General features: G+C 70.0%; 14 protein-coding genes. 11 read left to right on the top strand and 3 right to left on the bottom strand.

Going from position 1 to position 14,388, the window contains the following annotated elements; translation table 11 throughout:
- The first annotated feature begins 77 nt into the window (after nt 1–77).
- From LNW72_RS07095 to LNW72_RS07070, 6 genes are all read left to right on the top strand, one after another.
- Nucleotides 78–335, top strand: a complete 258-nt coding sequence (locus LNW72_RS07095; protein ID WP_250974611.1) for an acyl carrier protein — start codon at nt 78–80, stop codon at nt 333–335.
- Nucleotide 336: 1 nt separating this feature from the next.
- Nucleotides 337–792 carry an SRPBCC family protein gene (locus tag LNW72_RS07090; RefSeq protein ID WP_250974610.1) on the top strand — a complete coding sequence of 152 codons (456 nt, stop codon included), beginning with the start codon at nt 337–339 and terminating at the stop codon, nt 790–792.
- Between the two features lie 33 nt (nt 793–825).
- Nucleotides 826–1,158 carry a TcmI family type II polyketide cyclase gene (locus tag LNW72_RS07085; protein ID WP_250974609.1) on the top strand — a complete coding sequence of 111 codons (333 nt, stop codon included), beginning with the start codon at nt 826–828 and terminating at the stop codon, nt 1,156–1,158.
- A gap of 104 nt (nt 1,159–1,262) precedes the next feature.
- Nucleotides 1,263–3,008, top strand: coding sequence for an acetyl-CoA carboxylase carboxyl transferase subunit alpha (accA, locus tag LNW72_RS07080; protein WP_250974608.1), 1,746 nt, complete (start codon nt 1,263–1,265; stop codon nt 3,006–3,008).
- Entirely contained in the window at nt 3,005–3,643 is a 639-nt protein-coding gene (locus LNW72_RS41590; RefSeq protein ID WP_250974607.1) for a biotin/lipoyl-containing protein, read from the top strand. The genes accA and LNW72_RS41590 overlap by 4 nt, the downstream gene beginning before the upstream one ends.
- 5 nt (nt 3,644–3,648) lie before the next feature.
- The gene (locus tag LNW72_RS07070; protein WP_250974606.1) at nt 3,649–5,046 is read left to right on the top strand and encodes an acetyl-CoA carboxylase biotin carboxylase subunit; all 1,398 of its coding nucleotides are present in this window, start codon (nt 3,649–3,651) and stop codon (nt 5,044–5,046) included.
- 81 nt (nt 5,047–5,127) lie between these two features.
- Here the strand turns inward: LNW72_RS07070 and LNW72_RS07065 are convergent, their stop codons facing one another.
- From LNW72_RS07065 to LNW72_RS07055, 3 genes are all read right to left on the bottom strand, one after another.
- Nucleotides 5,128–6,192 (bottom strand): methyltransferase, encoded by a 1,065-nt coding sequence (locus LNW72_RS07065; protein ID WP_374117166.1) that lies wholly within the window; start codon nt 6,190–6,192, stop codon nt 5,128–5,130.
- Between the two features lie 58 nt (nt 6,193–6,250).
- Nucleotides 6,251–7,312, bottom strand: a complete 1,062-nt coding sequence (locus LNW72_RS07060; protein WP_250974605.1) for a right-handed parallel beta-helix repeat-containing protein — start codon at nt 7,310–7,312, stop codon at nt 6,251–6,253.
- A 181-nt stretch (nt 7,313–7,493) separates the two neighbouring features.
- Nucleotides 7,494–8,159, bottom strand: a complete 666-nt coding sequence (locus LNW72_RS07055) for a peroxiredoxin-like family protein (protein WP_250974604.1) — start codon at nt 8,157–8,159, stop codon at nt 7,494–7,496.
- Between the two features lie 133 nt (nt 8,160–8,292).
- Here LNW72_RS07055 and LNW72_RS07050 point away from each other — a divergent pair, with 133 nt between their 5' ends.
- From LNW72_RS07050 to LNW72_RS07030, 5 genes are all read left to right on the top strand, one after another.
- Nucleotides 8,293–8,895 carry a TetR/AcrR family transcriptional regulator gene (locus LNW72_RS07050; RefSeq protein ID WP_250974603.1) on the top strand — a complete coding sequence of 201 codons (603 nt, stop codon included), beginning with the start codon at nt 8,293–8,295 and terminating at the stop codon, nt 8,893–8,895.
- A gap of 373 nt (nt 8,896–9,268) precedes the next feature.
- Nucleotides 9,269–10,279 carry a beta-1,3-glucanase family protein gene (locus LNW72_RS07045; protein WP_250974602.1) on the top strand — a complete coding sequence of 337 codons (1,011 nt, stop codon included), beginning with the start codon at nt 9,269–9,271 and terminating at the stop codon, nt 10,277–10,279.
- Between the two features lie 127 nt (nt 10,280–10,406).
- Nucleotides 10,407–11,720, top strand: coding sequence for a glycoside hydrolase family 16 protein (locus tag LNW72_RS07040; protein ID WP_250974601.1), 1,314 nt, complete (start codon nt 10,407–10,409; stop codon nt 11,718–11,720).
- Between the two features lie 313 nt (nt 11,721–12,033).
- The gene (locus LNW72_RS07035; protein ID WP_250974600.1) at nt 12,034–12,771 is read left to right on the top strand and encodes a DUF4142 domain-containing protein; all 738 of its coding nucleotides are present in this window, start codon (nt 12,034–12,036) and stop codon (nt 12,769–12,771) included.
- Between the two features lie 4 nt (nt 12,772–12,775).
- Nucleotides 12,776–14,212 carry a DUF1996 domain-containing protein gene (locus tag LNW72_RS07030; protein ID WP_250974599.1) on the top strand — a complete coding sequence of 479 codons (1,437 nt, stop codon included), beginning with the start codon at nt 12,776–12,778 and terminating at the stop codon, nt 14,210–14,212.
- The last annotated feature ends 176 nt before the right edge of the window (nt 14,213–14,388 follow it).

The raw sequence follows: 14,388 nt of genomic DNA, 5'->3' as shown, positions 1-14,388 counted from the left end.
GCGCACCGGCCGCCGTTCCCGTGTCCCCCGACCGCTGTTCCCCGGAGCTTTTCCCCCGAGCCAAGGAGAAACCAGTGATGAACGGACCTGTCACGTTCGATGAGCTCGCGTCCCTGATGAGGGGCCGCGCCGGCCTGTCCGTCGACCCGGGCGAGATGGAGAACCGGCCCGAGGCGACCTTCGAGGAGTTCAACCTCGACTCCCTCGGCCTGCTCGGCATCGTCTCCGAGCTGGAGAACCGCTACGGCCGGCAGATCGGCGACGAAGCCGACTCGTGCAAGACCCCGCACTCCTTCCTGCAGAGCGTCAACGCCCAACTCACCCTCGGAGCCTGACATGACCGGACACACCGACAACGAGATCGTCATCAACGCGCCCCTGGACCTCACCTGGGAGCTCACCAACGACCTCGAACGCTGGCCGCAGCTGTTCAGCGAGTACGCGTCCGTCGACGTGCTCGAGCGCCAGGGCGACACCGTCACCTTCCGGCTGACGATGCACCCCGACGAGAACGGCACGGTCTGGAGCTGGGTCTCGGAGCGGGAAGCCGACCCGAAGACGTTCACCGTGCGGGCCCGCCGGGTGGAGACCGGTCCCTTCGAGCACATGAACATCCGCTGGGAGTACCGGGAGGTGCCGGACGGCACGTCCATGCGCTGGCTGCAGGACTTCGCGATGAAGCCCACCGCGCCGGTCGACGACGCGGGCATGACCGACCACATCAACCGCAACTCGCTGATCCAGATGGAACGCATCCGCGAGCAGGTCGAGCAGCACGCCCGGGTCGTCTGACCGACCCCGCTCCGACCCGAAGGGACCACCCCGATGCACCGTTCGCTCATCGTCGCCCGTATGAGGACCGACGCCGCCCCCGACATCGCCGAGGCCTTCGCCTCCTCCGACCGCGGGGAGCTGCCGCGCCTCATCGGTGTGACCGGGCGCAGCCTGTTCCAGTTCGGCGACCTGTACCTGCACCTGATCGAGGCGGACCGGCCGCCCGGCCCCGAAGTGGCCCGGTTCAAGGGCCATCCGGAGTTCCGGGACGTCAGCGACCGCCTCGCCGCGCACGTCCAGGCGTACGACCCGGCCACCTGGCGCGAGCCGAAGGACGCGATGGCCCGCGAGTTCTACCGCTGGGAGCGCAGCGACGCCGATTAGGGCGGAGCGGCCTGGGGCCGGATTCCGGCCCCAGGCCCGTCGCGTTGCGTTGCGTCGCCCGGACGTTCGAGCCCTGCACGGCAGGCCGGAAGGACACCACCTCCATGGTCGAGGTCGAGATTCCCCACAACGCCGAGCCCCCGGCGTGGGTGCGGTGCGACAGCTGCGTCACGCTGATCTACGCCAAACGCTTCACCCGGGCACTCAAGGTGTGCCCCGACTGCGGTTCCCACACCCGGCTCACCGCACGGCAACGGCTGGAGCACCTGCTCGACGCCGGTACCGCGGTACCGCTGGACCCGGTCGAGTGCGTACCGGACCCGCTGGGCTTCTCCGACACCCGCCCGTACGTCGACCGGCTGGTGGACGCGCGGGCGGCGACCGGACAGCGGACGGCGGTGCTCTGCGCCCGCGGCACCATCGAGGGCCGGCCGGTGGTGGTCGCCGCCATGGACTTCGGCTTTCTCGGCGGCAGCCTCGGCTGCGGCGAGGGCGCGCTGATCACGGCCGCGGCGCACACCAGTCTGCGGATGCGCGTCCCCCTGCTGCTCGTCACCGCCTCCGGCGGCGCGCGGATGCAGGAGGGCGTGCTGTCGTTGATGCAGATGGCGAAGACCACCAACGCCCTGGCCGAGCTGGACGAGGCCGGGATCCTGGTCGTCTCGCTCATCACCGACCCGACCTACGGCGGCGTGGCCGCCTCGTTCGCGACCCTCGCCGACGTGATCATCGCCGAGCCCGGTGCGCGGCTGGGCTTCGCCGGGCCGCGGGTGATCGAACACACCACCGGCGAGACGCTCCCGGAGGGCTTCCAGACCGCGGAGTTCCTGCTGAGCCACGGGCTGGTCGACGACGTCGTGCCGCGGGCCGCACTGCGGGCGACGCTCGGCCAGCTCCTCGCGCTGCAACCGGCCGCGGACCCGGAACCTGCCGCGGACCCGGAACCGGACGCGCCGGTGAGCGCGGCTCCCGCCGCCACAGCCACCGGCAGCGGAGCCATCCTGCGCCGGCCGGAGGAACTGACCGGCGGCGACTCATGGGCCACGGTGCAACTCGCCCGCCACCCGGACCGCCCCACGACGCTGGACTACGCCGCCCATCTGCTGGACGGCTTCCACGAGCTGCACGGCGACCGCATCGCGGAGGACTGCGCGGCGGTGGTCGGCGGCCCGGGGCTGCTGAACGGCCGGCCCGTCATGCTGATCGGCCATCAGAAAGGCGGCACCGGACTCGTGGAGCGCAAGCGCCGCAAGTTCGGGATGCCGAACCCGGGCGGGTACCGCAAGGCGGCCCGGCTGATGCGGATGGCCGCGAAGCTCGGACTGCCCGTCATCACACTGATCGACACCCCCGGCGCCAACCCGGGCCCCGACGCGGAACGCACCGGACAGGCCGGCGCCATCGCGGCGAACCTGCGGCTGATGGCCCGGCTGCCGGTGCCGATCGTGGCCGTCGTCACCGGCGAGGGCGGCAGCGGCGGCGCGCTGGCGCTGGCTGTCGCGGACCGGGTGCTCATCAGCGCCAACGGCATCTACTCGGTGATCAGCCCGGAGGGCTGCGCCGCCATCCTCTGGAAGGACGCCGCGGCGGCGCCGACCGCCGCCGAGGCCCTGCGCGTCGACGCCCGGCAGTTGCTCGAACTCGGCATCGTCGACGGCGTCGTGCCGGAGCCGCCCGGCGGTGCGCACACCGACCACCCGCGGTCCGCCACCCTGCTGGGCGCGGCGCTGACCGCGGCGCTGAACGAACTGGACCCCTGGGAGCCGGAGCGCCTGCTGCGCGACCGCAGCAGCCGATTCCACCGCTTCGGCACCGCACACAACCTGAGCGTGGAAAGAGGTGCGCTGTGAAGCCGGACCACGAGCAGCGGAACAGCAGCGAATCGAACCCCCCGGCCGACGACCACGCGCCGGGCGCACCGCCCGTACCGCCCGCACCGGACTCCGCCCTGCCGGCCGGAGCGGTGCTCGACGCCGTGTGCCGCAGTGTCGTGCGGCTGAGCGCGACCACCGCCCATCCGCCGTCCCGCATCCGGATGCAGGACGGCCAGATCACCGTCGAGGTCGAGTGGCCGGACCCGGCGGCCCTGAGCCGTCCGGCGCCGGCCGCCGGCGCTCAGCTCGCCGCCCCGGAATCCGGCGCCGCGCCCGCCGGGGACGGCGAGGCGCTGGACTACGTCCGGGCGCCCATGGTCGGCACGTTCTACCACGCGAGCTCTCCGGACGCGCCGCCGTACGTGGGCGTCGGCGATGTGGTCACACCGGGTCAGCCGGTCGGCGTCCTGGAGGCCATGAAGCTGATGAGCACCATCACGGCGGAGGTCGGCGGCCGGGTGACCGAGGTGCTCGCGCCGAACGGGCAGCCGGTGGAGTTCGATCAGCAACTCATCGCCCTGGAACCGGTAGGTGCGGAAGCGGGTACGGGTGCGGGTGCGGACATGGGCGCGGGCCGTGAGCCGGCGGCCGTCTCCGGGCCGTCGAGGTGACGCCCGTGTTCTCCACCGTCCTGATCGCCAACCGCGGGGAGATCGCCCTGCGGGTGGCCCGCACCTGCCGCGAAATGGGCATCCGTACGGTCGCGGTGTACTCCACCGCGGACCGCGACTCCGCGGTCGTGCGGTTCGCGGACGAGGCCGTGCACATCGGCGCGCCGCCCGCCAAGGGCAGCTACCTCAGCGTTCCCGCCGTCATCGAGGCGGCGCTGCAGACCGGTGCGCAGGCCATCCACCCCGGGTACGGCTTCCTCTCCGAGGACCCCGACTTCGCCGAGATCTGCGAAGCGCACGACATCGTCTTCATCGGGCCGCCCCCGCAGGTCATGCAGCAGCTCGGCGACAAGGCCGCGGCCCGCTCCCTGATGGCGCAGGCCGGCCTGCCGGTGCTGCCCGGCAGCATGGACGCGCTGACCTCGCCCGCCGAGGCCAAGGAGCTCGCCCGGCAGGTCGGTTACCCGGTGATCCTCAAGGCCGTCGCGGGCGGTGGCGGCCGCGGGATGGCCGTGGTCCGCTCCGCCGACGACCTCCGCCTCGCCTACAACGAGACCCGCGCCCACGCCCGGGCGGTCTTCGGCGACGACCGGCTCTATCTCGAACGGTTCGTCGACGACGCCCGCCACATCGAGGTCCAGGTGCTGTGCGACCGGCACGGCAACACCGTCCACCTCGGCGAGCGCGACTGCTCGGTGCAGCGCCGGCACCAGAAGCTCATCGAGGAGGCGCCGGCCACCGGGCTGCCGCAGGAGCTCCGCGAGGCGATGCTGGCGGCCGCCGTCCACGGGGCCACGGCGGTGGGTTTCGTCGGGGCCGGCACGTTCGAGTTCGTCGTGACACCGGACGACCGGTTCTATCTGATGGAGATCAACTGCCGTCTCCAGGTGGAGCACCCGGTCACCGAACTGGTCACCGGGATCGACATCGTCCGCGAACAGATCTCGGTGGCCGCAGGACTGCCCCTGTCGTTCCGGCAGAGCGACATCACCCTGCGCGGCGTGGCCGTCGAGTGCCGCGTCAACGCCGAGAACCCCGACAACGGGTTCTCGCCCACCCCCGGGCTGCTCTCCGAGTTCGTGCCGCCCGGCGGCCCGTTCGTACGGGTCGACACGCACGCCTACCCGGGCTGGCTGGTCGGGCCCGACTACGACTCGCTGCTGGCGAAGGCGGCCGTGTGGGCGCCGGACCGCGAGCAGGCCCTGGCCAGGATGGACCGCGCGCTCAGCGAGTTCCGGGTGAGCGGACCCGGTGTGCACACCACGCTCGGCTTCCTGCGCAGGACGCTGGCCCACCCGCTGTTCCAGGCGGCGCTGCACACCACCGGGCTGGTCGGCGCGATGACCGCCGAGGAGGCCGGCCGGGACGGCGACCCGAGCAAGGAGTCCGCCCCGGTCGGCTGACCGGACCGGACCGTACGACGCACTGTGCGCCACGTTCCCTGAGGAGCGTGGCGCACAGTGCGTCGTGACGGTGACGACCCCTTAGACGGGGACGACGGCCTCGAACGCGTGCAGGTAGGGGTTGACCGGGCGGATCTCGCCGACCGAAAGCCCGGCCTCCTCCATCAGGGCGGCCATGCTGACCTTGGAGTGCTTCGCGCCCCCGACGTTCAGGAGCAGCAGCAGGTCCATGGCGGTGGTGAACCGCATCGACGGGCTGTCGTCGACCAGGTTCTCGACGACCAGCACCCGGGCGCCGGGGCGCGCGGCCCTGACGATGTTGGCCAGCGTGGCGCGGGTGCTGGCGTCGTCCCACTCCAGGATGTTCTTGATGATGTACAGGTCCGCCTGGACGGGGATCTCGTTGCGGCAGTCGCCCGGGACGAGCCGGACCCGCCCGGCCAGCGGCCCGCCGTCCCGCAGCCGCGGGTCCGCGTTCGCGATCACCTTGGGGAGGTCGAGCAGGGTCCCGCTCAGCTCCGGGTTCTTCTCCAGCAGACAGGCGAGCGCCAGCCCCTGGCCGCCGCCGATGTCCGCGACGCTCGACACCCCGGTGAGGTCGACGAACTCGGCGAGGTCCTCGGCGGACTGCCGGCTGGACGACGACATCGCCCGGTCGAACACCACGGCCGACTCGCTCGCGTCGGTGTGCAGGTAGTCGAAGAAGTTCTTGCCGTACAGCTCGGGGAAGACGTCCTTGCCGGACCGGACCGCGTCGTCGAGCAGCGGCCACGCGTCCCAGGTCCACGGCTCCGTGCACCACAGCGAGATGTACCGGAGGCTGTCGGGGGAGTCCTCGCGCAGCAGCCGCGACATCTCGGTGTGCGTGAAGCGCCCGTCCTCCGTCTCCGCGAACAGCCCGTAGCACGACAGCGCGCGGAGCAGCCGGCGCAGCGGCTTGGGCTCCGCGTTGACCTCCTGGGCCAGTTCCTCGACCGTCGTGGGGGTGTCGCCCAGGGCGTCCGCGACCCTCAGCCGGGCCGCGGCGCGGACGGCCGCGGCGCAGGCAGCGCCGAACACGAGTTCCCGCAGGCGCATGCCGGCGTGCGGGGTGATGGCGGACGCGGGTGCCGTCGGGACGGGTGCGGTGGAAGGTGTGGTCGTCATGTGGCTGCCTCTCCTGGGGATCGGAAGGGTGTCGGACGCGGCGCGGCGGACCACTCGGTCAGCAGCGGCCCGCCGGTGCTGAGACCAGACAGTGGTTTCCGTTGAAGGTGTTGCCGAGGCCGGTGTCCCGGTCGGACAGATCGGCCGGACCGTTGCGGAGCGCCGTGTTGTCCTTGACGGTGTTCCCCGAGTTGGGACCGCCCGTGAAGCTCGGGAACAGCACGACGCCGCCGGACAGCGGCGAGGTCCCGACGTTGTCGGTGATCCTGTTCAGCTCCACGGTCGTGTTCTCCACGCCGGTCAGGACGATTCCGGAGCCCTGGATGACCGGCAGCCGGCTGTTCGCCGGGCAGAACTTGTTGTTCGCCACCACCTTGTTGAGACGGATGCTGAGGGCTCCGGCCCTCGGCGTCCCCTCGTCCCCCACGACGAACACACCGCCGCAGTTCCCGGTCATCGTGTTGTTCTCGACCGTCAGATTGCGGACCCGCCGTGCGACGACGCCGATCCGGTTCGCGGAGACGTCGTTGCCGCTGATCATCGCGCTCTCGGTGTCCAGGGCGCCGCCTTCTCCGCTGGTCAGGTTCGCCATGAAGATGCCGGCCTGCCCGTTGTTCCGTGCCCGGTTCATGGACAGCCGGGCGCGGGTCGACTTCTCCACGCTGATGCCGTACTGGCCGTTGTCCTGGGCGAGCACGAAACGCACGCTCAACCGGTCGGTGTCGGACGCGTTGATCGCGTGCTTCGTGAACCCGGAGACCGCCAGCGACTCGATGCTCACACCCGCGACCGGCTGGTCCGCCGTTCCGGTGACGCAGATCCCGTAACCCCCCGCGGCGCAGGCGTTGCCACCCGGTACGGCCGGAGGAGTGATCACCGTCCGGTCGCCGGACCCGCGGATCGTGAGATGCGGGACCGTGACCCGAACGCTCTCCTGGTAGGTGCCCGGCAGCACCAGGACCGTGTCCCCGGGTTTCGCCCGGTCCACCGCTTCTTGGATCGACTGACCCTTGCTGACGAGAAGTACGCTCTCCGCCTGTACGGGCGGCGCTGCCGCCAGCCCTACGGCGGCGACGCCGACAGCAGTGCCCACCAGTTGATGAAACCGTCGCGCAGCCATGACCGGAACCCGCTCTCCAGGATGGTCCTCCCGTAACAGCGCCGGGCTCGGCGACGGATCCGAGGGACGTTCGACGGCGGGCCGCATTCCTCGCCCGTGAAGAGCGTGCGCCCGCCGGTTCGAAGCTATGGGTGATCATCGGGCCCCGCCACTCATGGTCGACCGCCCGGGGCGGGCGCCCTCAGCCGAGCGGGTCCAGGGCGTCGAGTGCGGCCAGGATGTCGGCGGGTTCGGCGCGCACGGTGTAGTCGGACCTGACGAAGGCCCAGCGGATGACGCCGGAGCGGTCGATGACGTAGGTGGCGGGCAGCGGCAGGGTGCGGGCATGGCCGCCGTTGACCCGCTGGAGCTCGAAACCGAACCGGTCGTACACCTCGCCCAGTTCGTCGGAGAGGTCGAACGCGATGCCGAACCGCTGGGCGACGTCGGAGCCGAGGTCGCTGAGAACGGTGAAGGTGAGTTGCTCCTTCCCGGTGAGGGAAAGGGTCTCGTCCGGGATCTGCGGCGAGACGGCCACCAGGCGGGCGCCGCGGGCGGTGACGGCGTCCTGGTGCCGTTGCAGGGAGCGCAGGGCGAGGTTGCAGTACGGGCACCACGCGCCGCGGTAGAAGGTGAGGACCACGGGTCCTTCGGCGAGCAGGGCGTCCAGCGCGATCTGCTCGCCGTCGGCTGCCGGAAGGGTGAACCGCGGAGCCCGCGCACCCGGGCCCAGGGCGTGCTCGGCCAGGCCGGACGCGGCGAGCTCGGATCCGCCCCGGTCCATGATCTCGAGCAGCTCGGCGGGAAGTTTCCGGGGCCCGTTCTCGTACAGGTCACGCAGGTCGCGCAGCTCGTCCTGGAGGCTCACGATCGCCGTCCTCTCTCTGTGTCGGGGAGTCGGAACATATCCTGGAACAACCGTTCCAGGATGATGGCGGGTCGGTTCGCGCGTCAAGGGCTATCTTGGAATCACCATTCCAAGTACTCGGGAGCGGCGAGCGATGCCCGACATCAAGCACTTCGATCCGGACACGGCGCTGGAGCGCGTCGAGCGGCTGTTCTGGCAGCACGGCTCGGACAAGGCGTCGATCCAGGCCGTCGCCACCGCGACGGGCCTCAGCCGGTCCAGTCTGTACACCACCTTCGGTGACAAGCGGGAGCTCTATCTCGCCGCCCTGCGCCGCTATCTGCTCCATCGCGCGCAGCCGGCGTTCCGGGAGCTGGGGGAGGACGGGCGGGGCCTGCCCGCCGTGCGGGACTTCTTCGCCGGCCTGATCGAGGCGCGCTGCTCCGGTGAGTACGCGGGCTGGGGCTGCATGGTCGTCAACGCCCACATCGGCCCCGAGGGCGGCGATCCCGCGGTCCGCGCCCTGCTGGACGAACACCACCGGCTGCTGCGGGACGCGCTGCGCACGGAAGTTGAGATCGCCGGCCGTCAGGGGCAGCTCGCCCCGGGGGTTTCCCCGGACGCCGCCGCTGAGACGCTGGCGCTGCTCGCCTACGGCGTGAACCTGCGGTCGCGCGGCGGAGCCGACGCGGAGACGCTGCTCGGCACCGTCCAGGCGGCCCTCGCACTGCTCGGCCGGCGGGAGCACGGGCGCTAAAGCGGCCGACGGAAGCACGGCGGTAGGGCGATCGACGGGCGGCAGAGCAGGCGGTTGAGTAATAACAAGCCCTGTGGCTTGTTTTGCCGCCCCCCAGGAAAACCGCAAACCTCCGGCAGGGGAGGGGGAACGCGCCCTTCGTCACCGGTATATGTCCTGGTCGTTAAGTGGATCTTGTTCAACTTCTTGACGCGGACACGTAGTGCGCTAAGAATCCAACACGATCCTGTTGGTTGAGAGCGCTCTCACATCGTTGGTTCGAAGGCATTCCCGGGGATGATCGCTTGCCTTCGGCTGTGAGGTGTCAGCGCGACCTGCCCGGACCAGTACTTCCCTTTCGCTTCGTGAACAGAAGAAGGGATACCAGTTTCCGATGCGCAGAACCCCACTTCCGCGCCGTGATCGGCCCCGACGGCGCTGGAGCAGCGGCGCCACCGCACTCGTCTCCGCCGTCGTCCTGGTGCTCGCGGGACTGTTCGGTCTCACCGCCGTCGCGGGGAGCGCGGCGGCCGGCCCGTCCGACTACACCCAGAGCGTCACCGCCACCGGTTCCGGTCAGTTGACCACCGGCGGGCTGGTGCAGCCCGCGGTGCAGAACCCGAGCGACCCGAACCGCAACATCCTGTTCAACTGGTCGGAGTACACGCTCAACGACAGCGGGCTGTGGATCGACAGCACTCAGGTCGACATGTTCTCCGCGCCGTACGCGGTCGCGGTGCAGTCCACCACGGGGGCCGGCCAGACCACGGGCCATCTGAAGCCCGGCGGTTACACCGCGGTCCTCAACGCGCTGCGGGGCCAGCCCGGCGGCTGGGGCGGGCTGATCCGGACGGCGCCGGACGGTTCGGTCCTGCGGGCGCCGGCGCCGGGGCACGGCATCGAGTCCGGTGCGCTGTCCAGCGGCGTCCTCGACGACTACATCAACCGGGTGTGGCAGAAGTACGCGGCCTCGACGCTGACCGTGACGCCCTTCGCCGACCAGCCGAACACGAAGTACTTCGGCCGGGTGCCGGGGAACGTCATGAACTTCACCAACACCTCAGGGGCGGTCGTCACCAGCTTCCAGAAGCCGGACGCCGACAGTGTCTTCGGCTGCTACAAGCTCCTGGACGCCCCCAACGACCTGGTGCGGGGCCCGATCTCCCGCACGCTGTGCGCGGGGTTCAACCGCTCGACGCTACTGGTCAACCCCAGTCAGCCCGACGCGAGTTCCGCGAACTTCCACCAGGACGCGGTGACCGACCAGTACGCGCGCTTCATCCACGCGCAGACTGCGGACGGTAACGCGTACGCGTTCGCCTTCGACGACGTCGGCCACCACGAGTCACTGGTCCACGACGGCAGCCCGCAGCAGGCAGCACTCCTTCTCGATTCCTTCAGCTGACCTCGCCGCCCCGGAATCCATCCGGACCCCTCGTACCCCGCGTACGTCTCGTAGCTCTGCAGAAAGGCCATGACCGCCCATGAGAAAAAACGTCCCGCCCGAATCCGCGTCGAGTGCCGCGCGCCGTATGCGGCGTGTTCCGCTCACTGTCTTCAGTGCCCTGCTCCTGCTGGTCGCCGGCGCCCTGGGCCTGTCCGTGTCGGGCGGTTCGGCCGCCGCGGCGCCTGCTCCTCCGGCCGGCTGGACCACGGTCTTCAGCGACGACTTCAGCGGCGCGTCGGGCAGCGGTCTCAACAGGGCCAACTGGCTCTACGACATCGGTACCAACTACAACTATCCGGGTGCGGCGGCGAACTGGGGGACCGGTGAACTGGAGACGGCGACCGATTCGACGGCCAACGTCTACCAGGACGGTGCGGGACACCTGGTGATCAAGCCGATCAAGGACGCCGGCGGGCACTGGACCTCCGGCCGGATCGAGACCCAGCGCACCGACTTCGCGGCCCCGGCCGGCGGTCAGCTGCAGATCAGCGCATCCATCCAGCAGCCCAACCCGGCGCACGGACTGGGTTACTGGCCGGCGTTCTGGGCGATGGGCGCCGCGGCCCGCCCGGTGGGTGCGACCAACTGGCCGAACATCGGCGAGCTGGACATCATGGAGGACGTCAACGCGCTGAGTCAGCACTCGACCACCTTCCACTGCGGTGTCTGGGCCGGCGAGTGCCATGACCCGGACGGCATCAGCAGCGGTCTGCAGGCGTGCGGCGGCTGCCAGACCGGGTTCCACACGTACTCGGTGATCGTGGACCGTACCAACACCGCCGCCGAGCAGCTGCGGTTCTACCTCGACGGCAATCTGACCTATCAGGTCAGTCAGAACCAGGTGTCGACCGGTACGTGGCAGGCGGCCGTCGACCACGGGTTCTTCGCCATCTTCGATGTGGCGATAGGTGGTTCGTACCCGAACAAGGTCTGTGGCTGTACCTCGCCCTCGGCGGACATCACGTCGGGCGCCGGTATGAGTGTCGACTGGTTCGGTGTCTACCAGACCAACGGCGGGGGCACCACCACCGGCGGGACGACGACCGGTGGGACGACCACCGGCGGGACGACGACCGGCGGCACCACCACCGGCGGCACCACCACCGGCGGGACCACGGGCGGCGGCACCTCGTCACCCGACTACTCGGCGAGTGCGACCCGGATCAATGCCACTCAGGCGCGGATCTCCTTCACGCCGACCACGGCCGCGCAGTACGTGGACGTGCACTATCTGGTCAACGGGGCGGGTCAGCAGAACTTCCGGATGGCCAACAACGCGGGTACCTGGACGCAGACCGTCAGTCAGCTTTCCGCGGGCGCGGTCATCAGCTACTGGTTCACCTACGAGAAGAACGGTCCGCAGTACGACACTCCGCACTTCAGCTACACACAGAGCTGAGGAGCCGGGTACTGAAGCCGAGTACGGCCGCCGGCCGGTGGGAAGGGCGATTCTCGCGATCGCCGTTCCCACCGGTCCGCTGCGTTCCGGGCATGGTTGCGCCGAGGCCGCGGACCGGTCACATGCGGGTACGGAACGGTACCAGTGATTCCGGGTACGGCTCCGATGTTTATCCAATGGTGATGATCCCTCAACAGGAGTGCCACATCCGGCACTAGCGTCCGGTGGCACCCCGGGAAGGCGGTGCCCACCGCATGTCGGTGCGGATCCTCCGCGTCGGCACCCTCCTCCCGGCAGAGCGCAAGGAGGCACTGTGCGGACATTCGTCCGGCGACCCGCCCTCGGCGCGTCCGTCGGTTTCCGGTACACCACGGGAACCGTCCTCGTCATCGGTGCCCTCGCGGTGACGCTCGTGGCGCTGCTGATCCCCATGCAGAAGTTCGGCGGTCAGAATTCCGCGGTGGCCGCTCCTCCGTTCACGGACGACGGCCTCGGGATCGTGAACACGCAGTACGGGCCGCTGACCCCGCTGGACCGGGATTTCGTCCGTAGGGTCCGGCTCGCCGGGCTGTGGGAGGGGCCCGCGGGCCATCAGGCGCAGCAGCGCGGTACGCAGGAATCGGTCAGGACCGCGGGGCTGCATCTCATCGACGGGCACGCCGAGTTGGATGCGCGCGTGCTCCAGGTGGGCCAGGCGCTCCACATCGATCTGCCCAACCAGCCGAACTCGGACCAGCAGGGCTGGCTCGCCCAGATGGATGCCGCCACGGGAGCCCAGTACGACCGGCTCTGGGTCAATCTTCTGCGCCGCGCGCACGGGAAGGTGTTCGCGCTCGTGGCGCAGGTTCGGGGGCAGACCCGTAACTCCATGGTCCGCTCCCTGGCCAGCAGGGCCAACACCGTGGTCCTCGACCACATCTCGGTTCTCGAGGAAACCGGGCTCGTCGATTTCGGCGCGCTCGCTGACGGGGCCTCCTCGCCCTCCGGGAAGCCAGTGGTCACCGTCACGGCTTCCGCTTCGACTCCGCTACAACGAAGTGAAGTGAAGTGATCTCATGAGCAAAAAGGACCATAAACGCTCCCGCCTGCAGAACAAGACCGTCGCGGTGATGACCGCGCTGGTGTTGGGCGCGGGCGGGGTCGCGTTCGTCGCCGCCAACGCGTCCGCCGGCAACTCGCGGCAGGATTCGGCGAAGACCGAGCAGGCGGGGGCGGCCACGATCGCCTGTCCCGATGTGGGGGACAAGCTGCGTGACGTTCCCGACGAGGCCAAGCCGGAGGTCGACAAGAATCTGGCGCAGCTCGACGCTCAGGTCGCGGACTCGTACAAGCAGCTCTCCGCCGGGCAGTGGAACAAGGACACGTCGCTCAGTGAGCTGCAGCAGAAGCGCAGCGGCACGATCGCGAAGATCGACGACGCGATCTCCCAGGTGGCCCAGCCGCCGTCGGGTCTGGACGAGTTGAGTGCGTGTGAGATGAAAGCCACCGATGTGAAGCCCGGTGACACCGGGGGCGGCGGTCAGGATGACGCCGTCGCCGTCGAGGGCCAGCAGGACGGGCAGAATCAGGCCGTTCAGAACCAGGCGGTGCAGGACCAGAGCAAGAAGCAGGGCAAGGGCCCGTCGAAGGCCGACTTCGTCGACATCACCAAGGTCCGGCCGAACGTGTGGAAGCCCCGTGCCCGTGCCGGCGGGTCGACCGGTTCCTTCACCTCGAAGTGCGGGGTCAACGCGAACAAGCACCTCAACCCGGACAATGTCATCGTCGCTCCGGGTGTGAGCAACGGCGCCCACCACATGCACGACTACGTGGGCAACAAGACCACGGACGCGTTCTCCACCAACAACTCCCTCGCGGCGGCGGGCACGACCTGCAGCAACGGGGACCAGTCGGCCTACTACTGGCCCGTGCTGCGGGTGCAGAACGCCGGGCAGGGCCCGGACGTCAACGCCCCGGGCGGCGGCCAGGACGCCAACGTCGGCACGATCCTGCAGCCGAAGACCGCCACGATCCGCCTCGACGGCAGTGCCGTCAGCCGGGTGACCGCGATGCCGCGCTTCCTGCGGATCATCACGGGCGATGCCAAGGCCTTCACGAACGGCACGGCCAACGCGAACGCTTCGTGGAGCTGCACCGGGTTCGAGAACCGCCAGCTGAAGGACAAGTACCCGATCTGCCCGCAGGGCAGTGACGTGGTGCGTACGTTCACTTTCCAGAGCTGCTGGGACGGCAAGAACATCGACAGTGCCAACCACCGGACCCATGTCGCCTTCGCGGACCGTAACGGTGCGTGCGGCAAGGGGTTCAAAGCGATTCCGCAGCTGGTGGAGCGGATCACCTACAGCGTCCCGCAGGGCGCCCGGATCGCCGTGGACAGTTTCCCCGAGCAGCTGCACAAGCCGGTGACGGACCACGGTGACTTCGTCGACGCGATGTCGGACCGGCTGATGCGGCAGGCGGTGAACTGCGTGAACAGCGGCCGCAGGTGCTGATGGTGTGGGGAGGAAACCGCTCCGGGCCGGCCCGGAGCGGTTTCCTCCGCTAGAACCCTCGGGGCAGGGTGCTCCCCATGCCCCCGCCCGGCCCCGAGACGGGCGGTGGCCCCGGAGCCGACTCCGGGGCCACCGCCATGTCGTGCCACAATCCTGCCGACCGACCTGTGCGACGG

The sequence above is a fragment of the Streptomyces sp. RKAG293 genome, assembly GCF_023701745.1.
Lineage (GTDB): Bacteria > Actinomycetota > Actinomycetes > Streptomycetales > Streptomycetaceae > Actinacidiphila.
The sequence above is the reverse complement of the archived record's forward strand: the minus strand, read 5'-3'. Positions and strand labels throughout refer to the sequence as shown.

What these genes read in the sequence shown, in the direction of transcription:
- LNW72_RS07095 (WP_250974611.1), top strand. Translation starts at nt 78, where the DNA reads ATGAACGGACCTGTCACGTTCGATGAGCTCGCGTCCCTGATGAGGGGC.
- LNW72_RS07090 (WP_250974610.1), top strand. Translation starts at nt 337, where the DNA reads ATGACCGGACACACCGACAACGAGATCGTCATCAACGCGCCCCTGGAC.
- LNW72_RS07085 (WP_250974609.1), top strand. Translation starts at nt 826, where the DNA reads ATGCACCGTTCGCTCATCGTCGCCCGTATGAGGACCGACGCCGCCCCC.
- accA (WP_250974608.1), top strand. Translation starts at nt 1,263, where the DNA reads ATGGTCGAGGTCGAGATTCCCCACAACGCCGAGCCCCCGGCGTGGGTG.
- LNW72_RS07065 (WP_374117166.1), bottom strand. Translation starts at nt 6,192, where the DNA reads ATGACGACCACACCTTCCACCGCACCCGTCCCGACGGCACCCGCGTCC.
- LNW72_RS07060 (WP_250974605.1), bottom strand. Translation starts at nt 7,312, where the DNA reads ATGGCTGCGCGACGGTTTCATCAACTGGTGGGCACTGCTGTCGGCGTC.
- LNW72_RS07050 (WP_250974603.1), top strand. Translation starts at nt 8,293, where the DNA reads ATGCCCGACATCAAGCACTTCGATCCGGACACGGCGCTGGAGCGCGTC.
- LNW72_RS07045 (WP_250974602.1), top strand. Translation starts at nt 9,269, where the DNA reads ATGCGCAGAACCCCACTTCCGCGCCGTGATCGGCCCCGACGGCGCTGG.
- LNW72_RS07040 (WP_250974601.1), top strand. Translation starts at nt 10,407, where the DNA reads ATGCGGCGTGTTCCGCTCACTGTCTTCAGTGCCCTGCTCCTGCTGGTC.
- LNW72_RS07030 (WP_250974599.1), top strand. Translation starts at nt 12,776, where the DNA reads ATGAGCAAAAAGGACCATAAACGCTCCCGCCTGCAGAACAAGACCGTC.